Genomic DNA, 20,099 nt, shown 5'->3' with positions numbered 1-20,099 from the left:
CCAATCCCCCTGCCCGACCGACTCTCGTGGAGCAGCTTGTGACGGCCACCAGACCACCCGGTCCGCACGACGGCTACGCCACCGACGTAGCCCGCCTGTGCACGGACCTCCTGCGCATCGACACCACCAATCCCGGAGACGGATCGGGGCCCGGCGAGCGGCAGGCCGCCGAGTACGTGGCCGAAGTCCTCGACGAGGCGGGCGTCCGCGCCACGCTCACCGAACCGCGGCACCGTCGTACCAGCGTCCTCGCCCGCATCGACGGCACGGAGCCCCATCTGCCTCCGCTGCTCGTCCACGGGCACCTCGACACCGTGCCTGCCGAGGCCCGCGACTGGACGCTGCACCCCCTCTCCGGAGACCTTCACCACGGCTGCCTGTGGGGCCGCGGCGCGGTCGACATGAAGGGGACCCTCGCCATGACCCTCTCGCTGGTCCGCGCCTGGGCCCGCACGGGGCGGAGGCCGCGGCGTGACCTGGTCCTCGCCTTCCTCGCGGACGAGGAGTCGACCGGCGAGTACGGGTCCCGTCACGTCACGACGGCGCACCGGGACCACTTCGCCGGCGTCGAGGAGGCGATCAGCGAGTCCGGCGGCTTCTCGATCACGACGCGCCCGGCCCACGGCGGTCCGGACGCACGCGTGTACCCCATCGCCGTCGGGGAGCGCGGCACCGCGTGGATGCGGCTCACCGCTCACGGCACGGCGGGGCACGGCTCGGGCCCCGGACAGGACAACGCGGTGGCGGAGCTGGTCCACGCCCTCTCCCGGCTCACGGCCCACCGCTGGCCCGTTCGTCCCACCCCCGCCGTCCGCGTCCTGCTCGACGCCCTCGACCAGGTGCTCGGGTTCCGCATCGACCGCGACCGGCTGGAGGAGGAAGCGCATCGCCTCGGCCGGCTGGGGGAGTTGTTCGACTGCACCCTTCGCAACACCACGAATCCCACGGTGCTGACGGCCGGCCGAAAGGTCAACGTCATCCCCTCGCACGCCCACGCCGAGGTCGACGGCAGATTCCTGCCCGGCGAACAGGACGCGTTCGTGGAGACCGTCGACCGGCTCCTCGGCCCGAAGGTGGTACGGGAGTTCATCAACTGCGAAGAGGCGGTCTCCGCCGATCACGAGGGGCCCGCCTTCGGCGCGATGGCCGAGGCGATCCGCAGCCAGGACCCCCACGCGTACCCCGTGCCCTTCATCCAGTCCGGAGGCACCGACGCCAAGGCCTTCGCGAAGATCGGCATCAGCACCTATGGCTTCGCGCCCCTCCTGCTCGACCCCCACCTGCACTACTACGGCATGTTCCACGGAGTGGACGAGCGCGTGCCCCTGTCCGGCCTCGACTTCGGAGTCCGCGTCCTCCACCGGTTCCTCACCACCTACTGAGCGCCATTCCGAAGGGGCGAACCACCATGCGCATTCCTCCACAGTTGTGGCCGGCCACGACCACGAGCGGCACCGACGGACTGAAGATCGGCGGCGTGCTCCTGAGCGACGTGGCCGAGGAGTTCGGGACCCCGGCCTTCGTCCTCGACGAGGACGACTTCCGCGCCCGCTGCCGGTCCTGGCGCGAGGCCTTCACCGGCCACGACGTCTTCTACGCCGCCAAGGCGTTCCTCTGCCACCAGGTCGCCACCTGGCTGAAGGAGGAAGGCATGGGTCTCGACGTGTGCTCCGCGGGCGAGCTGCGCACGGCCCGGCGCGCGGGCGTCCCGGGATCCTCCGTGATCTTCCACGGGAACAACAAGTCGGCTGCCGAACTGGCGGAGGCCGTCGACCACGGCGTCTCGCTCATCGTCGTCGACTCCCACGACGAGATATCCCGCCTCTCGCACATCGTCACCGGGCGGGGCACCCACCAGCAGGTCCTCGTCCGCGTCACACCCGGCGTGGAAGCGCACACCCACGCGTACATCACCACCGGGACCGACGACCAGAAGTTCGGGTTCTCGCTCTCCACGGGCAGCGCTCACCGCGCGATTTCCCACGTCCTGGAGGCGCCCGGCCTGGAGCTCGTGGGCCTGCACAGCCACCTCGGCTCCCAGATCCTGCGACCCGACGTCTTCGAGTCGGCCGCCGACCGGCTCGTCGGCCTGATGGCCGACACCGCGCGCACCCACGGGACACTCCTGCGGCGACTCGATCTGGGCGGAGGTCTGGGCATCGCCTACCTGCCCGACGACAAGCCCCTCGACGTACGGAACTTCGCCCCCGCCGTCATCGACCGGGTCCAGAAGGCCTGTGCGGATGCGGGCATCCCCATGCCGAGACTCGCCGTGGAGCCCGGGCGGGCCATCGCGGGACCCACGACGGTGACCCTGTACACGGTGGGCACGATCAAACGCCAGCCCGGACTGCGGACGTGGGTCTCCGTCGACGGTGGCCTGAGCGACAACATGCGGCCCGCCCTGTACGACGCCTCCTACACGGCCGCTCTCGCGGGCCGGGCCGCGGCCGGGAGCGCGGACGAGACCGTCACCGTCTGCGGCCGGCACTGCGAGTCCGGCGACGTCGTCGTGGACTCCACCCGTCTGCCGGCCGACCTCGTCGTCGGGGACCTCCTCGCGGTGCCCGCCTCCGGTGCCTATCACCGCTCCATGGCGAACAACTACAACTCCCAGCCCCGCCCGCCCGTCGTCGCCGTCCGCGACGGCACGGCCCGGCTCATCGTCCGGAGGGAGACGATCGACGACGTACTCCGCTTGGACGTCGAGTGACCGGTCGACAGGAGACGGCCGCACCTATACCGCCCGGATGCGCCGGGCCCGCGCCCCCCGGTCCCCCGGCGAAGTCCGCCGAACACCCGCCCCCGCTCCACCCCATGAGGAAGGAAGGCCTGATGCGTCAGGAGAAGGTCGTGTCCGTACTGCGACAGGCGACCGCCGACGGCGTTCTGGGACGGGAGCACCCCGTCGCCGGCTTCATCGACGTCCAGGGCGTCCGTGAAAGCGTCACCGCCCTCCACGAGGCCTTCGCCCACGTGCCGGACGTCCTGCACGCCTTCGCGGTCAAGGCCTGTCCGCTCGTCCCGGTCCTTCGACTGCTCGCGGAGGCCGGAATGGGCTGCGAGACGGCGAGCCCGGGGGAGACCCGGCTGGCACTCGCCGCCGGATTCGCACCCGGACGGATCGTCCTGGACTCGCCCGCCAAGACCCGCGCCGAGATCCAGGAGGCACTCACCCTGGGGATCGCGCTGAACGCGGACAGCCTCGCCGAGCTCGACCGCGTCGACGCCCTGCGTCCCCCCGGCTCGCGGTCCGTCGTCGGCCTCCGCGTCAACCCTCAGGTCGGGGGCGGCACCATCGCCGCGATGAGCACGGCGACACCGCACTCCAAGTTCGGGGTGGCCCTCGACGACCCCGGAGCCCGCGAGCGGGTGCTCGAAGCCTTCCTGCGGCGCCCCTGGCTCACCCGTCTGCACGCCCACGTCGGCTCACAGGGGTGCTCGCTCCCCTTGATCGCCCGCGGACTCGCCGTGCTGCACCGGCTCGCCGAGGAGATCGACGCCTACGTGGGCAGACGTCAGATCACCAGCCTGGACCTCGGCGGAGGGCTGCCGGTCAACTTCTCCGACGACACGGTCATGCCGACGTTCGAGGAGTACGTACAGGTGCTCACCGATACGGAACCGGCCCTCCTCGACGGCCGCTACCAGATCGTCACGGAGTTCGGCCGGTCGCTGCTCGCGAAGAACGGATTCACCGCGGCGGTGGTCGAGTACGTGAAGCACTCGGGCGGCCGCCGGATCGCGCTCACCCACGCCGGTGCGCAGGTGGCCGTTCGTACCGTGTTCATGCCCGACGCGTGGCCGGTGAGGGTCACCGCCCACGGGCCGGACGGCCGGCCGAAGACGACTCCGCCGGTACCGCAGGACGTCGCCGGTCCGCTCTGCTTCGCCGGAGACGTGGTCGCCCACGAGCGCCTCCTCCCGGAGCTGACGGAGGGCGACCTCGTGGTGCTGCACGACACGGGGGCCTACTACTTCTCCGCCCCTTGGGCCTACAACAGCCTCCCGCGGCCGGGAGTCCACGGCTTCCTGCACCGTGAGGGAAGGACGGAGCTGGCGCCGGTACGGACGCCGCAGACCCTGGAGGAAGTGGTGGACGAGAGCGGCTCGTCCCACGCGACGGCCCTTCTGTCCGGCTTCGGTTCACCCGGCTCCTGATGACGGGCACGCCATGCTCTGATCCGCTCCGGCCCCTTTCGCCCCGGGCCCATGACGAACGACGCGGACGAGAGGACCGAGGAGGGCGCGACCCGCGCGGCCGCGCCCTTCCGCTCCCACGGTGCCTGCCGACACCTCGACATCCGAGCCCACCGGTCCCACGGCGCCCGGCCGGCATCGGAGGGGGAGGCCGGGCACGCGCACAGCCGGCTCCCGTCCTCGTCGGTTCCCTCACGGCCGAGGCCGGTCGAGTGGTGCCGTTGCAGCATCCCGGTGACCTCCCCTCGCCCTGCACAGTCCTGACAGGCCGTGTGTGCCAGCATCCGGCGCATGGTCATGAATCGTTCCACCCTGCTGCTGGTCAGCGCAGCCCTCGCCGCAGTACCCCTCGCCGCCTCCGCCGGAGCCGCCGAGCCGGATACGGCGTCTCAGGCCGGCACCGTGCGGCAGGACGGTGCGGTTCGCAGCGGCGACTCGGCCGTGCCCCACGCCGACGTCGTCCTCTATCAGGCGGGCCGGGAGCGGGGAGCGCCCGCCACCGTCCTCGGCCGGGCCAGGAGCGACGCCAAGGGGCGGTTCACCATCGCGTACCAGCAGCCCCGGGAGCGGAAGGCGGTCCTGTACCTGCTGGCCGACGCGGGCGGCCGCCAGAAGCCGGTCCGGCTGGCCGCCGTTCTCGACGGGACACGCCGCGCACCGCAGCGGGTCGTCCTCAACGAGCGGACCACCGTGGCGACCGCGTACGCCATGGCCCAGTTCACCGACGGCCACGACATCGCCGGTACGTATCCAGGCCTGCAGAACGCCGCCGCCACCGCGCAGAACCTGGCCGACGTCACGACCGGCAAGGTCGCCGCCGTGCTCGCCGCGCCGCCCAACGGCGGCGAGACCTCGACCTTGCGCGCCTTCAACTCGCTGGCCGACACACTCGCCGGATGCGTGGCCGGCAAAACCTGCGAGGAACTGTTCCGCCTGGCCCGCCCGGCCGGCGGGAACCGGCCCGGGAACACCTTCCGGGCCGCGCTCGACATCGCGCACAACCCCGGACGAAACGTGAGCGGGTTGTACCGCCTGTCGCTCCGGGAACAGCCCTACACGCCCGCCCTGACCGCCGCACCCGACGCCTGGACGCTCGCCCTGCGGTACGACGCCGACGGCCGGACGCTCGACGGCCCCGGCAACATCGCCTTCGACGCCCACGGCAACGCCTGGATCGCCAACAACTACATCTACAACCCCGATCCCACGCAGCCCACCTGCGGCGGCGACACGGTCATCAAGCTCACCCCCACCGGAGAGAACGCACCCGGCTCCCCCTACCGGGGCGGCGGCCTCTACGGGGCGGGGTTCGGCATCACCCTGGATCCCCAGGGGAACGTCTGGGTGGGCAACTTCGGATTCCAGGGCACCGGCTGCCCGCTCGACCCCGACCCGCTGTATCGCAGCGTCTCCCAGTTCCGGCCCGACGGAACGCCGCTGTCGCCGCCCACAGGATGGCGGTACGGGGACATCATGCAGCCCCAGGGAACGGTCTCGGACCGGCGCGGCACCATCTGGATCGCGAACTGCGGCAACCGCAGCGTGACACGTGTTCCGCACGGACGCCCCGACCAGGCCCGCAACATCGCCTCGCCGTCCGGCGGCCTCGTCAAGCCGTTCTCCGTCGCGGTCGACACCCGGGGCCGGGCCTCGGTGACCGGCAACGGCTCCGACAACGTGCTGCGGCTCTCGCCTCAGGGCCGGCCGCTGGGCTACGTCACCGGGGGCGGCATCTCCGCCCCCATGGGCGCCGCGTCGGACAGCCTGGGCAACGTGTGGATCGCCAACTCGGGACTCGTCGACATCCCCTGCGGGGGCACCGGGACCATGCCTCCTCAAGACGCCTCCCTCGACCCGGGGGAAGGCGCTCCCGAAGCCTCCGTGACCATGATCCGCCCCGACGGAACCACACCGCGCCTCCCGTACGAGCGCGGCGGCCTGTACCTGCCGTGGGGCATCGCCGTAGACGGCGACGACAACGTCTGGGTCGCGAACTTCGGCGGACAACGTGTCGCGCACCTGTGCGGTGGCCGACCGGAGACCTGCCCGCCCGGCCACCGCACCGGAGACCCCATCTCTCCGGCGGCCACCGGCTACACCAGCGACGGCCTGACCCGCAACACGGGCGTACAGATCGACCCCTCGGGCAACGTGTGGCTCACCAACAACTGGCAGACGATCCCCCTGCAGACCAACCCGGGCGGCCGCGAGGTCGTAGTCTTCGTCGGCATGGCAGCACCGGTACGCACCCCGCTGCTGGGGACACCGCGAACGTAGAGGCACGGCCGAGCCCCCACGACAGGGGTTCGGCAGCGGCCCGGCTACACGCGTCCGAGGCCACCCACACGCCGGGCACCGCTGGTGACGGCCGCAGGGTCGACCTCACTCATGGGGACGCCACGTCGATGTGGTCGGGCTCGTCCGGGGCCGTCCGGCGAGAGGGCGCGGTGAGGTCCTGTTCGGCCCAGATCGTCTTGCCCCTGCGGGCACTCCGGACGCCCCAGCGGCGAGTGAGTCGAGCGGTGATGTAGAGCCCCCGCCCGTTCTCGTCCGTGTCGAGAGCTCTGCGCAGGTGCGGGGCTGTGCTGCTGTCATCGGCGACTTCACAGGTCAGGGTGTCGCCGAGGATGAGCCGGAGCTGGATGGGGCCGTCGGCGTATCGGACAGCGTTCGTCACCAGTTCACTGACGATGAGTGCCGTGCTGTCTCCGAGGTCAGCGTCGATACCCCACCGCTCCAGCTGCTCGCGCGCGGCCTTTCGCGCCCGTGAGACGGTCGCGGGGGTGTTGGGGAAGACCCACGCGTTGGTGTGGCTCGGACCGAAGGTGCGCGTCAGGGCCAGGAGCAGGAAGGCATCGTGGCTGAGCTGGTCAGGACCGAGGGCGAGGGCGAGCGAGTCGCACCGTGCCTGCAGAGACGAGCCGGGCGCGGCCACGGCATAGGCGTCGGCGATCCGGTCCGAGAACGACCGGCCCTTCATCGGGGGGCCGGACAGGAGGGCACTGTTGTAGAGGAGCAGCGTGGTGCCGGCCGGCAGGACGCGCTCCGCTACCCGGTAGTCGCCGATCCCTTGCCCCAGCGGTGGGCCGATGGCGATGTCGAGCTGTTCGGCCTGCCCGTCCGGGTGGATCAGGACGGGCGCCGGGTGTCCCGCGCTGGCCGCCGTGCAGAGGCGGGTGATCGAATCGTAGACGAGGCAAAGACAGCTGGCCGGAGCCGACTTCCGCGTCGAGAGGCCGGCGGCCTCATCCGGAACCGCGTGAGGGCGGCTGGCGAGGTCGTGCAGGCGTTGAAGAATTTCGTCAGGCAGCAGGTCCAAGTCGGCAAGGGCTTCGATCGAGGCACGCAATTCGCCCATGGCCGCGGGGTCGGCGCCACCCTTCACGGAAGCGGCGTCCCCGGCGACGAGCGCGACCCTGGCGCCTGACAGGGGAATCGCGTCGAACCACGCGCCCCCGCTTCCGGCCGGCAGGTAGGTGTGGGCCAGGTCGACTGCCGCGCTTCTGGGTGCTTCGGGACGAGTGAGACGGCCGGTGAGAATGCGTGCCACGGAGCGTTCGCGTCCGTACTGGCGTGCGTTGTCCAGGCAGAGCGCGGTATGCGAGGTGAGCTGCTCGGCCAGGGCCAGATCAGTGCGGTCGAACGGAATCGGGTTTCGCCACCGGTAGAAGCAGGCGAGTCCGAGCACGAGGCCCCGGGCCCGGATGGGGACCAGCAGCATCGAGTGCGCGCCGGCGCCCAGGATTCGAGCGTCGCGCCGGCGACGCGGGTCGAGCCACGAGGCATCCTCGTCCAGACGACCCAGCAGCGTGGGCGCCAGGGTATCCAGGACCGCTCGGTAGGGCGTCCCGGGCGGATAGGTATCGACCTCGCCCACTTGAGGCACGCCCTGGCTGTCGGGGCCTGCTTCGGAGCGGAACCCCGCGCGTCTGAGGGTGGCTTCCTGCTCGCGGGATTCCGGTCGGGGGGCATGGCCTCGCAGGACGGTGTCGTAGACGTCGACGGTCACGGTGTCGGCCAGTACGGGCACGGCCAGGTCGCAGAACTCGGCCGCGGTGCGGAACACGTCCAGGGTGGTGCCGATCCGGGTGGCTGCGTCATTCAGCAGCCGAAGACCTTCCTCGGCCCGTACGCGCGCGGTGATGTCGGTCAGCGTGGCGGCGACGCCGAGCACACTGCCGTCACTGTGCTGGAGCCGGAAGATCGAGACAGACACGACGGCCTCTACGGTGAGGTCGGGCCGGTTGCGGATTCGAACAGGCAGGTTGAATACAGGGTTCCCGGAACCCATCACCTGCCGCGCCGTGTCTTCGATGGCGGCACGGTCGGAGACGTCGAAGGTTCGAAGGATCTCGGGCAGTGTCCGACCGACCATTCCGGCGACGGGGAATTCGTCCATCAGACGTGCCGCTGTGTTCACCTGTACCAGTCGCAATTCCTGGTCGTACACGTGCAGACCCTCTTGAGACCTGGAGAACAGCGCGTCCAGGAGCGCGTCGCCCAGGTCTCTGCCTGCCGAGTAGGCGTGTGGACGGTGCCCATCTGCCACGACGCAACACCTCTTCGTTGAGCCGACAACAACGAGACTGATCCACCTTCGCCACATGCAGCCGCTCTAGCAGTTCACTTCGACAGTAGATCGAGTGGCGCATTCATAGGTGGCGCCTGGAGTGGGCACAGCTCACCCTGGTAGCGGTAGCGGTAGCAGTAGCTGTACCGGACCCGAAGAACGTGACTCTACGAGCATATTTCACACGATAGCGTCGTAGCCGGAGAGACGCTGCGGTCCGGCCGTACGACGGATGTGGGCTCGGTGCGCTGCCGGGGAGTGGCGAGCCCGGAGCCTCCTCACCTGTGCCGTGGCACTGCGGGCCGGTAGTGGTGAGGGAGCTTGCGCGAATGGAGTGAAGGGTTGGCGCGTGGCGACCGGTCCGTGGTCTCCTGACAGCGCGGGCACCATTACGCCGCGGCTTGGTCCCGAGGGACCGACTACGGCCGACGGCAACACGACCCCACTCCCTGTAGCCGGTTTCATCCGGAGATATCTGGTGCCTGGATCCACTTCAGCGGTGCCCCCGTGCGATTACTGTCCCGCCAGCCACGGTGAAGCCCCGAGCGGTGACACGGTTCGTATTCACTTCGACGAAATCCACGCTCGTTGGCGTCACGACGTCCTGCGGTGGGCGAAACGCCGATGCCTCGACCCCCAGGAGGCCGAAGACGTCGTTCAGCAGGTGTTCCTGGACGTCTGGCTGAAATCCGGGCGCTACTGCTCTGGACGCGGGGGAATCGGGCAGTGGATCTACGGGATTACAGCTCACAAGGCGGCGGACGCTGCCGCAGCCGTGGTGAAACGTCACGCGAAACTGCAGCGCCTCGCGCGATGGTCGGTCGAGGGCAGCCAGGACGCGTGTGCCGACATGGTGGAGCGCATGGGGATGAACACCGAGATGGCCCGGATCTCAAGTCAGCAACGTACAGTCCTCCGGCTCGCCTACTACTTCGACCTCACCCAGGTCGAGATCGCCAGGCAACTCGACCTGCCGTTGGGAACGGTCAAGAGCCACAGCAGACGGGCCCTGAGGGCCATGGCCTACGCCATCGGCAGGGCGCAGCCCTGAGGGGTGGAGCGCTTCGTTCGATTCAACCCCTCGGGCCACGACCTGCCAGACAGCCGAGGAACTCAAGGAACACGAGGCCGACCCCTACCCCTCCCTCTCCACCGCGGCCACTGACGCCGTCGGCCGGTAGGCGTTCAGCGCGGAGGGGCGGGCTGGGATGGCGGTGGGAGGTGTGGTGTGACGGCCGGGCCGGGTGGAGCTGGGGTGAGGGCGATGAGGGCGATGTCGTCGGTGAGGTGGTGGGTCCACTGTTCGAGGTCGGCCAGCAGGTGGGTGATCAGGGGGCGGGGGTGGTCGGCGGGCAGGTGAAGCAGTCGCTCGGCGAGGGGGTAGAAGGTGCCTGAGGCGTCACGGGCCTCGCTGAGTCCGTCGGTGTGCAGGAGCAGCAGGGTGCCCGCAGGCAGCCGCACCGGCATGGGAGCGGGAAGGGTGTCCTGGTCCAGGAGACCGAGTCCCAGGGGCAGGAGTGAGGGGAGCTCGACTTCCCGGACCTGATGGTCAGGGCCGATGACCACCGGTGGCGGGTGTCCGCAGTTGATCACGTACAGGTGGGGGCTGGTCTCGGGGTGCTCGATGAGCAGGGCGGTGGCGAAGAGTTCGCCGTCCTGGCGGGCGAGGGCGGCGCGCGCGAGGTGGCGGTCGAGGCGTGCGGTGAGCTCGGTGAGTCCCGGGGTCTCGTGGGCCTGGCTGCGGAAGCAGCCCAGGACGTCGGCGACGGTCTGCACTGCCTGAAGCCCCTTGCCGCAGACGTCGCCGATCAGGACGCGAGTGCCGAAGGGCGTGTGCGCGATGTCGTAGAAGTCTCCACCTACGCCGGTGCCGGCCGTCGCGGGCCGGTACAGGCCGGACACCTCCAGGTCGCCCACGCGAGCGGGCAGCGGTCGCAGGACAGCCTGCTGCAGAGCGGCCGCGTCGGCCAGTGCGCTGATGAGGCGCTCGGTCTGGCGGCCGCGTGCCCACACAGCGAGCCCGACGATCACCCCGGTGACGACGAACGCGCTCATCGACAGCGGACGCTGCGCGTAGCTGTCATCGCTGAGCGTCGTGAACAGCAAGTACTGAGCGCCGGCCGCACCGGCGACCGCGATGGCGACGGCCGAGCGGCCGAGCCAGACAGCTGCCAGGGCGAAGACGGTGACCGTGATCCACAGCAGTTGGTGGACCGTCTCGGCGCGGGCCGCCTCGGAGATCGCCGACTCGTAGGGGAACCCCGAGACGGCGGCGCCTCCAAGAATGACGGCGGCCGGGTAGGCCGTCGCTCCCGCGCCCCGCCCATCGACGGGGAGTCCGGCCAGGAAACGGGTGGCCCAGGGCACCTGGGTCACCACGACTCCGAACCCGACGACGGCCGACAGCAGCGCCGCGAGAACGGCCGCCGCCCAGCTGCGACCGGAGGGCAGGAAATACAGGAGGGCCGTGCTGACCGCGGCGAGGGTGAGGCCGAGCGCGGAGGCAGAGCGCGCCGCAGGCGCGCGCCACGCGGCATACAAGCCGGCGGCGGCGAAACCGACTCCGAAGCCTGCCCACGCCACCAAGCTCCCTCCCGGGCCACCGCCCCGCTCGGAGAGCAGGACCAGCAGCACGGTGGCCAGCGCCGACTGTCCGAACCCCCACACACCACCCGCCAGTACGACCGGACCCACCACGGCGTCGGCGGCCTGCGGATCGAGGCCGCCTCCCCTGCGGAAACGGGGGAGCCGGAGGGGCTGCGCCTGCCCGCAGCTCAAAGCCAGGGCGCCGAGCGACACGGCCAGCAGCGCCACCACCGCGATGTCCAGCCAGCTGCGCAGCGGGGTGGCCTGCAAAGCGCAGCCCAGCACGACGACCACCACGGAGCCGGTACGAAATACGGGCAACGGCGGCGGAGCGTCGGCGGGTGGAAGTGTCATGGGCAGGAGCCGAAACGCGGCCACGAGCAGGCACGCCGAAACCACCAGCGGCACTGCCTCCGCTGCCCGCCAGCCCCCCATCACCTCGGCCACCACAGTGAGGGCCACACCCACGACGAGCGCCACGGCGAGCGCGGCGAACGACAGACTCACGATCCGGTAGAGGCGGCCCGTCAGATGCAGGACAGGCATCGAGGCCACGTAACCGGCGACCGCACCCATGATCGATGCGCTCTCGACCACCAGGCCCGTCCAGTACCACCACATGGTCGTCGCCGACACCAGCAGTGCTCCGCCCACGCAGGATCCGAACAGCGACCACAGCACCACACGCCGTGTTCCGTGGACATCGGCAGCCCTGCCCGCCCAGAACAAGCCGGCCAACGACGCCCCCACGACCAGCACCTGCGCCCACGCCCTGGCCCGGCCGTCCATGTCCAGGTCGGCACTGGCCCAGATCAGTGTGGCGTTGTGCAGGGTCGGCGCCAGGACCCCCAGAGCGAACCCCGCCACGAGCACCAGTCGGCCCGCCCGGCCCGGCCCGGAGCCGCCCCGCCCCGCGCCCAGGCGTGTCCACGACTGCCACCTCGTTGCCCTCTTCACTCTGGAGATCATTTCCCACGAAAGGCCCGAAAAGACACCAGAACACACCAATCCGGCTCCTCCATGCGATGCGGTTACGCCCTGGGAGCACGGCGGTGGCCGAGCATCCTCGGCAGCCTCAGCACATGGACGGGCCCTCCGTGCGCCGTGCCCCAGGTGTACGGGTCGCGGACGGGGGCACGCGAAGGCACGTAGGGGAGTGGTCGACGAACAGGGCATGGGCCGGCGTGAAGAAGGCCGGGAGTCCGCGCCCTGTTCGGGGAGACCGCCGCCGATTCCGGATCAGGAGTTGTTCGTACGTGACTGAGAACGCGTGGAATTACCGGCCGTCCTTCAACTACGCCGTCGGCACGGACCTCACCGGCTACAAGGTGGAGGCGGTCGACGGCAGCATCGGCAAGGTCGACAAGCACTCCGAAGAGGTGGACGACGCCTACCTCGTGGTCGACACCGGTGTGTGGATCTTCGGCAAGGAGGTCCTCCTGCCCGCGAACACGATCTCGCGCATCGACGCGGAGGGCGAGCGGATCCACCTGGACCTCACGAAGAAGCAGATCGAGCACGCCCCCGAGTTCCACCGCGAGGAGGACCTCGACGTGATCGCCTACCGCGATCGGGTGGCCTCGCACTACGGACACACGGGGGGCGCCGGCCCGCTGTAGGGCGCGGCCCGCACCGACTCCCTCGTGCGCTGGACCTCCTACGACCGCGGCGGGCACTTCCCCGCTCTGGAGGTGCCGGACCTCCCGGTCGGCGACATCCGTGCCTTCTTCCGGGAACTGGGCACGTCCGGTGGGGCCGCCTGGACGGTGTGCCGGAGGGTTCGGTGCGCCCCTTCTCGGCTTCCGGGCAGGGGACTCAACGGAACGCGTGAGCGTTCTCCGAAGCCCACTGTTCGAACGTGCGGGCCGGGGTACGGGTGACCCGCGCGACCGTGTCGCGCACCTTGAGCAGCTCGTCGTTCACGTCTCCGCCGGTGACGTCGAGCACCGCGTCCGCCGCGTCGGCCCCGAAGACCGTGGCCATCCACGCGTGGGCGTCCTGGCGGCTGATCTCGGCGAAGGGAACCTCCCGGCCCAGCGCTGCCGCGATGGCCTCGACCTGTCGACGGGCGCTCACCGGTTCCGGACCGGTCAGGGCGTACGTGCGCCCCCGGTGGCCGGGCTCCGTCAGGGCCACCCGCGCCACCGACGCGATGTCCGCGGGGTGGACGGTCGGCAGCGCGGTCTCGGCGTACGGCGCGCGCACGGTCTCCCGACCACGGATGGAGGCCGCCCACATCAACGCGTTCGAGGCGAACTGTGTCGGCCGCAGGATCGTCCAGGCCATGCCGCTCGCCTTGAGCAGTTGCTCCACCGCCAGGTTCTCGGCGGCGGGGGCGAGGTGCGGGTGGGTCTCCACCGTGATGGACGAGACCAGGACGACGTGCTCCACACCCGCCGCGCGGACGGCTTCGATGATGTCGGCGTCCGGACCGAGACGCGACACGAGAAACAGCGAGCGCACCCCTTCCAGCGCGGGCTTCAGCGACGCCGGCTCCGCGAAGTCGCCCTCCACGGCCTCGACCCCTTCGGGAAGGACGGCGCGAGAGGAATCACGGGTGAGGCCTCTGAGCGGCCCGACACCGTGGGTGTGCAGCTCCTTCAGCAGGGCGCTGCCTATGTTTCCGGTGGCTCCGCTCACGAGGATCATGGCGTGTTTCCCGTCGTCGGATGATCAAGTAGGTACACGCTAAAACCTCAACAATGCTTCAGGTCAAGGGGGTCCGGTTCATTTCGGTGACCGGGCGGTGCGGGGTCCGAGTGCGTGCCGGGCAGGAATCCCCCAGTTGGCCACCGCCGGCCTCCATCGCCCTCCGCCGACCCCGCGCCGCACCCGCCGGTCCGAGCCGGCCCGCACCGCGCAGACCGCCGCCGCCCGCTAGCGTGGCTTTCATGAGCGATTCCTCCGAGGTCGACGCCTATCTCGACGGGTTCGAGCCGCAGACGCGCACCGTCCTGGAGCAGGTCCGGCAAGCCGTGCGGGCCGGGATGCCCGACGGCGTCGAGACCGTGCGCTACGGCATGCCGGCCGTGATGCTCGACGGGCGGTACGGCCTCCACTTCGCGGGCTGGAAGCACCACGTCGGCCTGTATCCCGTCCCGGTGTTCGACGGCGGGCTCGAAGAGGAAGTGCGCCCGTACCGATCGGGCAAGGACGGGGTCCGGCTCCCGTACGACCAGGAGATCCCTCTCGCGCTCATCACACGGATCGCCGCCGCGATCGCCGCCCGGCGGTGAACCGCGCCGCCGGGCAGGGAAAGGCCCGGAGTCGCAAGCCGTGGTGATCCGCGACGACCGTGCGATCCCCGAAAGGCGGTGTGCCCGAACGGGCGAGGCAGTCCGCCACCCGGGCGACCGCCGTGCCGGCCGCCCGGTCTGCCGCTCCAGCCGGTACCGGGGCACCCCTGAGTGTCAGTGGCCTCCGGCAGGATGGTCGGCATGAACACCGAGATGCTCAGGGACGTCTGGCAGCGACTACTCACCGACCCCGGCAAGTCGTGGGTGCTGTTCGAGCACGGCACGTGTGTCGTGCTGACCGCTCCCGAAGGGATGCTCGCGGAGCAGGCCACCGAGATACTTCGCGAGTTCGGACCGGCGCAGGCCGGTTCGTCCGCGGGCGACTTCGGGGTGATCGACCTCAAGGACGCCGAGGGGTGGGTCGTCACCAGACACCACAACGACGTCCTCACCTACGTCGGCCCCGACGAGCCCCACGACCCGTCGGAGATCGCCGTCGGGCTGCTCGGACGCGCGAAGCGCCATCAGGACGGGACCGAACTCCATGTCGTGCACGTCGAGGACAGGCGGGTTCCGACGATCGCGAGGTGACACCAGGACCACGGGCACCGCGCCCTGTGGTCGTCGTGCGGTCACGGTCCATGGGCCGTACGCGTCGAGTCGTACGCGCCGGCGTGAAGGACGAGCAAGGGGGGTGCGATGCGGAGCCGTTGGTGGCGAGGGCTGCTGGTCGTGGTGCTGGGGTTGCTGGTAGCGGGCTGCTTCGTTCCGCAGCCACCGATGTTCGGTGACGGTTCATCGGTTCCCGAGGAGGCTTCTCGGGTGCCGATGCCGGTACGTCCGGGGCCCGACGGCACCTGGGTGGTGAACAGCCGCGAAGCGGGCCTCCTCGGCCAGGGCCGCACGCTCGTCCAGCGAGAGGGTCCGGAGCGCCCGGGCTGGCGACTCGACCTGCCCGCCGAGTTCGCGCTGACCTCGCAGCGGCCCGGCGCGGCACACTCCGCCCTGGTCGACGGCCACCGCGTGGTGCTCGTGGGCGGGCGCGACGGACGACGGGGGCCGAGCGCGATCGCCGGGCTCGACCAGCAGAAGGGCGGACTGGCCTGGCGGTACGCCCTGCCGGAAGGCAGCCAGGTCTTCCTGTACGAGAACGGGTTCGGGAGGGTCCTGGTGGCGCGGTGCCGCCCCGGGTCGTGTCGCCTGACGGGCTTGGACTCCTGGTCGGGCCGCCGCGCGTGGGAGCGCACGGTGCCGGGGAACGTGCGGGTCCTGGACGGCTGCAGGGCCGACGGGTTCACGGTCGAACGACGTTCCGCCTCGGACCGCTGCTGGCCCTACCTGGTCTTCCCCGACCGCATCGCCACCCTCGACCCGGACGACGGCCGGCCGCACGAGAAGGAGGGACTGCGGCCACCCGCCGGCCGCGTCGACCGGATCACCGACCACAGCGGGCGGACGATCATGGCCACCGCCCCGGCCAAGGGCAGTTGCCGTGTCACGGTCCTCGCCGACGGGCGCGGGGACGCCGCCGACGGCGACCGCGGCTGGCGCCACACCTTCATCTGGGACCAGCCCCAGGCCCCGCGCGACCCGAGCACCGGATGCCGCTGGGACCGCTCGCTCCCGCTGGTCGTCGGCTACACGCTGGTACTGCCGGACGCCGGCGGTGCCCTCGTCGCCCACCCGTACTTCGGCACCCTGAACCCCACACGGCGGCTCGAACCGGGGGAGTACGTCTTCACGAACGGCACCATGGTCGAGATCATCCGTGCAGCGGGACGCCAGGACCGCCTCCTGGAGCCGTCCGATCGGCCGGTGCGCCCGGACGGACTGACCCCCGCCGCGCGGTCCCTCGTCCGCCACGTCTGGCAGGACGGCCGCCGCCTCCTCCTGCTGGACCACGAGAACCACACCCTCTGGGAAGGAGAATCGTCCTGCCAGGCCTTCCTGCGGAGCGACCACGGCGGCGTCCTCACCTACTGCGACGGCACCGACCTGGTGACCCTGAGACCCGTGGAAGGGGACTGAAACCGCGCATCAGCCCACTTCGGCCCTTTCCCCGCCACGAGAGTCGATCTTTCTGTAGGGTCGACGGATTCATCGATCCAGGGGGAAGATCCATGTTCACGTCCTCGACGCGGAGCGCGGTGATCGTCGCCGTCGCACTGGCCGCGCTCAGCGTCTCCTGTGGTACGTCCGACAAGCCCGACACCAGCGCGCCGACGGGCACGACCGCTCCGGCGTCCACGACGGCCCCTGCGTCCACGACAGCCCCGGCCGACCAGGAGGTGGGCGAGGCTCCGACGACGGCAGGGGCGGGCGAGAGCAGGCCGGCCGACAGCACGCAGGACGCCGCCCCGACCCCCGACACGACCTCGGTCGAGCTCGTCCGGGACGCCTTCGCCGGCCTCCAGGCGACCCTGAACGACTCGTGCGACGCGCCGGGCAACTGCCCCTACTTCCTCGGGCGGGTCTACGACGAGCTCCAGAGGATGGACCGGGCCATGAAGGGCGACAAGAAGGGCCCCGGGCATTTCCGCGAGCCGATCGCACTGATCGGGAAGCTCAACGGGGCACTCGACGGCGACCGTTCCTTCGAGAACCTGAAGAAGCACCAGAGCCTGCTGATCGGCACGCGCGACCAGATCAACGCCTGGATGCAGGGTCACCCGGACGACTACCGCTGACGAACGCTCCGGGTCCGCGGGGCCGCCGCGGCGTCGAGTGACCGCGCCGGGTTCGCCCATGGGATGGGATACGACGGCAGTTCACGTACGGAGGCCGCGCCGGAGTCGCAGCCGAACGGCCTCCGACGAGCAGGGGGAGGGGCGCGATGTCCCAGGAGGAGCGTGACGCAAGGCTGGGCCTCACGGGCCTGACCGGTGCCGAGCGAGAGGCGCGCGTACGCCTGCTGAGGGAGAGGCTCGAACGGGAGGCCGCCGAGGCGAGAGCAGCGCTCCAGGCAAGGCGCGCAGGAGCCCCCGCGCGCTTGGACACCGCGCCGGCCTCGGCTCCACCGGAAGAGGGCTGACACACGCCCACGCCGGGATCACGGAGGACCGCTCTGCCTCCGGAAGACGGCGACCAGACCGAGACGTCGGTCTGGTCGCCGTCAATGCGGCGCAGACGACGCAGGGCGCCGGGGCCCAGTCCCGGACTCGACTCCTCAACCGGAGTTGTACCCCCACCGGGCCGCGCCGTCCTTGCCCATGAAGCACTTCGCCGGACGTCCGTCGGAAGTTGTCACGGTGGCCCCCACGGGGGAGCAGAACTGGCCGAAGCCGATGCCGGCTCCGCCACCGCCGCCACCGCCTGTGCCGGTGGTGGCAGTCGAGCCCCCGGATGAACCGTCGCGCCCGGAGTCTCGGTTGCCGGACGACGACCCGGTGCTGCTCCCTCCCGTCGTACCGCCGCCCGAAGTGGAGTCGTAGGAACGCTGAGGACGGGGTGTCGGCTTCGGGGTTCCCTGCGACCCCGGCTTGGGCTTGGGCTTGGGCTTGGGCTTGGGCTTCGGCTCGGGTTTGGGTGTCGGGGTCGGGCTGGGCGCGGTGCAGGAGACGCCGGGGCCGATCAGCCACAGGTCGACCTGTGCCGTGGTGGGGACCTCGGTGCCCGCGTGCGGCTGCTGTCGGCAGACCCGCCAGTCCGCCAGGTCCCGCGCCCGATTGTCCAGCCGCCGTCCGGTGTGTGCGTGAGAGCGCACCACGCGGCCGAGGCCGAGCGTCTCGAGTACGCGCGTCGCGGCGTCGAACCGTTCGCCGACGAGGCCGGGCATGACCACGCGACGGGTGCCGTCCAGTTGCGACGGGCAGACTTCCCGATCCGGCACCGCGTACAGCGTCAGCGTCAGCGTCGTGCCGGACGGTCGTACGCCCACACCGCCGGAGGGGCTCTGGAAGCAGACCGTCCACCCGGCTTGAGCGGCCGTCACCGTCCGGTACGCGGAGGAGGCGTCGGCCACCGCCACCCGCCACTGACCGCGGCGCGCCTGCGCGGCGGCCGAGGCCAAGGAGGCTCCGCGGAAGTCGGGGACGACCGGCGTACTGACCGTGGCATCCTGCGCGACGGCCTCGTCCTGCCGGGGCCCTGTGCTCACGCCGGCGACGAGCACCGCGGCCGCCATGGTGCACACCGAAACCGGGTGCCGCCGTATCCACGTGGAGGCCCGCCTCCCGCTGCCGGGACGCAGGGGCGAACCAGGGGGCAGGAGTCCTCCCGCCGCTTCGAGGAGTTCTCCCTTGGGATCGAGCTTCGAGCCGTGCAGCTTGCGGGGCTTCCCGTCGACGAGGATCTCGACGGAGTCGAACATGCCGTGCGCGCGGCGGAGGATCCGCAGCGGCCCGGCCACGCGGGTCGCCTTGGGCGCCAGGAGGTTCCGGAAGAGGATGAGCCCCTTCCTGGTGAGGACCGCGTAGCCCCAGCCGTCGTGGTAGACGGACCGGACGACCTCGCCGGATCCGAGTTCCTGCAGCAGGACCTGCTTGTGGCTGTCGGAGAGGGAGATGCTCTCGCCGGAGGCGACCGCGGCGGTACGCGGGTCCTCGGTCAAGGGATCGGACACACGCGTTCCTGTGCTCGGAGGTACGGAGAGTGGAGCGAGGACGGCGCTGTACGGCGGTCTCGGCCGTATGGATGCTAGCGGCTGTCGAACCATGCCCGAACACCAGAACGCCCTGGTCACGGGCGCATCGCACGCACGCCGTACACCACGCTGTGCGCATCGGCGGTCAACAAGCGGGTGTCCAGGGCGAGTACCGCTCCGTGTGTGTCCGCGGCGGCGATCCGCCTCGTACGGATGGTGTGCCGGTCGTCCGACGCGCGCTCAGCAGTCGAACACCGACCAGCAGATGTCGTTCCGCAACCGCTGGTCGTCCAGTACGAGCTCGCGAATCGCCTCCGGGAGCTGGTCGCGCTGCCACCGGCACTCGCGTCGCCCGGCGGCAGCGCTCTCGCCCGTCGGCGCGGCCGCGCGTGCGGCCTTGATCGCGTAGGCGGCGGCACCGAGCTCGTGCGCGGCGACATGCGCGACCACGCCGGCCTGACCGGCCGCATAGGCGGCATGCCGTGCTGCGCCACGCAGGTCCCGGGCCGCGCCCATCGCATGGCCGCCCGCCGCGCGGGCCTGCATCATCTTCACCTCGCCACGCACCCAGGCGCGGGCATGCTCGATCGCCTGACGCGGCCGTGGGTCCTCGGGCTGCGCCGACTCGAAGAGGCCGAGGACGTGCTCCGCGCAAGCCGCCGCCCAGAGGGCGAGGAGACGATGATCCGAATCGGTGAGGGTCCCACCCCGGCGGATCGTCACGAAGCGGAGATCCCTGACCTTCGGGAGGATCATGGCCGGCTTTCCCTTCTGTTGGCATCCGCCCCGCACTCGGCGAGACGCTCCGGCTCTGCTGACAGTGTCCCTGCCGATCGACCACGCCGGGGAGGCGCCGTACGGACCCACGAGGTGCTGTCCATGTCCTGACGCAGCCGACGCCCCCCTCGGCGCGTGGCGCAGCGGG

The 20,099-nt window shown here is 70.9% G+C and carries 15 protein-coding genes and 1 pseudogene; 11 read left to right on the top strand and 5 right to left on the bottom strand.

Features of this window, described 5'->3' with window-relative positions:
- Nucleotides 1-38 precede the first annotated feature (38 nt).
- The 4 genes from ABT129_RS24180 (at nt 39) to ABT129_RS24165 (ending at nt 6,477) form a co-directional block, all read left to right on the top strand.
- The gene (locus ABT129_RS24180; RefSeq protein WP_351905217.1) at nt 39-1,382 is read left to right on the top strand and encodes a M20/M25/M40 family metallo-hydrolase; all 1,344 of its coding nucleotides are present in this window, start codon (nt 39-41) and stop codon (nt 1,380-1,382) included.
- Complete coding sequence (lysA, locus tag ABT129_RS24175) at nt 1,379-2,713, top strand: diaminopimelate decarboxylase (protein ID WP_502981885.1); 1,335 nt, start codon at nt 1,379-1,381, stop codon at nt 2,711-2,713. Before ABT129_RS24180 ends, lysA begins: the two co-directional genes overlap by 4 nt.
- Nucleotides 2,714-2,835: 122 nt before the next feature.
- Nucleotides 2,836-4,161, top strand: coding sequence for a type III PLP-dependent enzyme domain-containing protein (locus tag ABT129_RS24170; protein ID WP_351905211.1), 1,326 nt, complete (start codon nt 2,836-2,838; stop codon nt 4,159-4,161).
- Nucleotides 4,162-4,491: 330 nt separating this feature from the next.
- The gene (locus tag ABT129_RS24165; protein WP_351905208.1) at nt 4,492-6,477 is read left to right on the top strand and encodes an NHL repeat-containing protein; all 1,986 of its coding nucleotides are present in this window, start codon (nt 4,492-4,494) and stop codon (nt 6,475-6,477) included.
- Nucleotides 6,478-6,586: 109 nt separating this feature from the next.
- Here the strand turns inward: ABT129_RS24165 and ABT129_RS24160 are convergent, their stop codons facing one another.
- Complete coding sequence (locus ABT129_RS24160; protein ID WP_351905205.1) at nt 6,587-8,806, bottom strand: SpoIIE family protein phosphatase; 2,220 nt, start codon at nt 8,804-8,806, stop codon at nt 6,587-6,589.
- 196 nt (nt 8,807-9,002) lie between these two features.
- Here ABT129_RS24160 and ABT129_RS24155 point away from each other — a divergent pair, with 196 nt between their 5' ends.
- Complete coding sequence (locus ABT129_RS24155) at nt 9,003-9,821, top strand: RNA polymerase sigma factor (RefSeq protein ID WP_351905202.1); 819 nt, start codon at nt 9,003-9,005, stop codon at nt 9,819-9,821.
- Between the two features lie 134 nt (nt 9,822-9,955).
- Here the strand turns inward: ABT129_RS24155 and ABT129_RS24150 are convergent, their stop codons facing one another.
- A complete protein-coding gene (locus tag ABT129_RS24150; RefSeq protein WP_351905199.1) occupies nt 9,956-12,223 on the bottom strand; it encodes a SpoIIE family protein phosphatase in 2,268 nt (755 codons plus the stop codon).
- Between the two features lie 389 nt (nt 12,224-12,612).
- Between ABT129_RS24150 and ABT129_RS24145 the strand changes: the two genes are divergently transcribed.
- Together ABT129_RS24145 and ABT129_RS24140 are read left to right on the top strand one after the other, a co-directional pair.
- Nucleotides 12,613-12,975, top strand: coding sequence for a PRC-barrel domain-containing protein (locus ABT129_RS24145; protein WP_351905196.1), 363 nt, complete (start codon nt 12,613-12,615; stop codon nt 12,973-12,975).
- A 3-nt stretch (nt 12,976-12,978) separates the two neighbouring features.
- Nucleotides 12,979-13,107: pseudogene (locus ABT129_RS24140) on the top strand (epoxide hydrolase); the annotation flags it as partial.
- Nucleotides 13,108-13,171: 64 nt separating this feature from the next.
- Here ABT129_RS24140 and ABT129_RS24135 read toward each other — a convergent pair.
- The gene (locus ABT129_RS24135; protein ID WP_351905193.1) at nt 13,172-14,005 is read right to left on the bottom strand and encodes an NAD(P)H-binding protein; all 834 of its coding nucleotides are present in this window, start codon (nt 14,003-14,005) and stop codon (nt 13,172-13,174) included.
- A 242-nt stretch (nt 14,006-14,247) separates the two neighbouring features.
- On the opposite strand from ABT129_RS24135, the gene ABT129_RS24130 reads away from it, so the two are divergent.
- The 4 genes from ABT129_RS24130 to ABT129_RS24115 all read left to right on the top strand — a co-directional run bounded on the left by ABT129_RS24130 (nt 14,248) and on the right by ABT129_RS24115 (nt 17,279).
- Nucleotides 14,248-14,592 (top strand): iron chaperone, encoded by a 345-nt coding sequence (locus tag ABT129_RS24130; protein ID WP_351905190.1) that lies wholly within the window; start codon nt 14,248-14,250, stop codon nt 14,590-14,592.
- Between the two features lie 201 nt (nt 14,593-14,793).
- Nucleotides 14,794-15,183: a hypothetical protein gene (locus ABT129_RS24125; protein ID WP_351905187.1), complete on the top strand. Its 390-nt coding sequence runs from the start codon at nt 14,794-14,796 to the stop codon at nt 15,181-15,183.
- 231 nt (nt 15,184-15,414) lie between these two features.
- A complete protein-coding gene (locus ABT129_RS24120) occupies nt 15,415-16,620 on the top strand; it encodes a hypothetical protein (RefSeq protein ID WP_502981883.1) in 1,206 nt (401 codons plus the stop codon).
- A 92-nt stretch (nt 16,621-16,712) separates the two neighbouring features.
- Nucleotides 16,713-17,279 (top strand): hypothetical protein, encoded by a 567-nt coding sequence (locus ABT129_RS24115; protein WP_351905184.1) that lies wholly within the window; start codon nt 16,713-16,715, stop codon nt 17,277-17,279.
- 479 nt (nt 17,280-17,758) lie between these two features.
- Here ABT129_RS24115 and ABT129_RS24110 read toward each other — a convergent pair whose 3' ends face one another.
- Nucleotides 17,759-19,153, bottom strand: coding sequence for a PASTA domain-containing protein (locus ABT129_RS24110; protein ID WP_351905181.1), 1,395 nt, complete (start codon nt 19,151-19,153; stop codon nt 17,759-17,761).
- Nucleotides 19,154-19,414: 261 nt separating this feature from the next.
- Nucleotides 19,415-19,930 (bottom strand): putative immunity protein, encoded by a 516-nt coding sequence (locus ABT129_RS24105; RefSeq protein ID WP_351905178.1) that lies wholly within the window; start codon nt 19,928-19,930, stop codon nt 19,415-19,417.
- Nucleotides 19,931-20,099: the final 169 nt, after the last annotated feature.

It is taken from the genome of Streptomyces sp. NPDC002057, from assembly GCF_040296665.1.
Taxonomy (GTDB): domain Bacteria; phylum Actinomycetota; class Actinomycetes; order Streptomycetales; family Streptomycetaceae; genus Streptomyces.
The sequence above is the reverse complement of the archived record's forward strand: the minus strand, read 5'-3'. Positions and strand labels throughout refer to the sequence as shown.

What these genes read in the sequence shown, in the direction of transcription:
- ABT129_RS24170 (WP_351905211.1), top strand. Translation starts at nt 2,836, where the DNA reads ATGCGTCAGGAGAAGGTCGTGTCCGTACTGCGACAGGCGACCGCCGAC.
- ABT129_RS24165 (WP_351905208.1), top strand. Translation starts at nt 4,492, where the DNA reads ATGGTCATGAATCGTTCCACCCTGCTGCTGGTCAGCGCAGCCCTCGCC.
- ABT129_RS24160 (WP_351905205.1), bottom strand. Translation starts at nt 8,806, where the DNA reads ATGTGGCGAAGGTGGATCAGTCTCGTTGTTGTCGGCTCAACGAAGAGG.
- ABT129_RS24155 (WP_351905202.1), top strand. Translation starts at nt 9,003, where the DNA reads ATGTGGGCTCGGTGCGCTGCCGGGGAGTGGCGAGCCCGGAGCCTCCTC.
- ABT129_RS24135 (WP_351905193.1), bottom strand. Translation starts at nt 14,005, where the DNA reads ATGATCCTCGTGAGCGGAGCCACCGGAAACATAGGCAGCGCCCTGCTG.
- ABT129_RS24130 (WP_351905190.1), top strand. Translation starts at nt 14,248, where the DNA reads ATGAGCGATTCCTCCGAGGTCGACGCCTATCTCGACGGGTTCGAGCCG.
- ABT129_RS24125 (WP_351905187.1), top strand. Translation starts at nt 14,794, where the DNA reads ATGAACACCGAGATGCTCAGGGACGTCTGGCAGCGACTACTCACCGAC.
- ABT129_RS24115 (WP_351905184.1), top strand. Translation starts at nt 16,713, where the DNA reads ATGTTCACGTCCTCGACGCGGAGCGCGGTGATCGTCGCCGTCGCACTG.
- ABT129_RS24105 (WP_351905178.1), bottom strand. Translation starts at nt 19,930, where the DNA reads ATGATCCTCCCGAAGGTCAGGGATCTCCGCTTCGTGACGATCCGCCGG.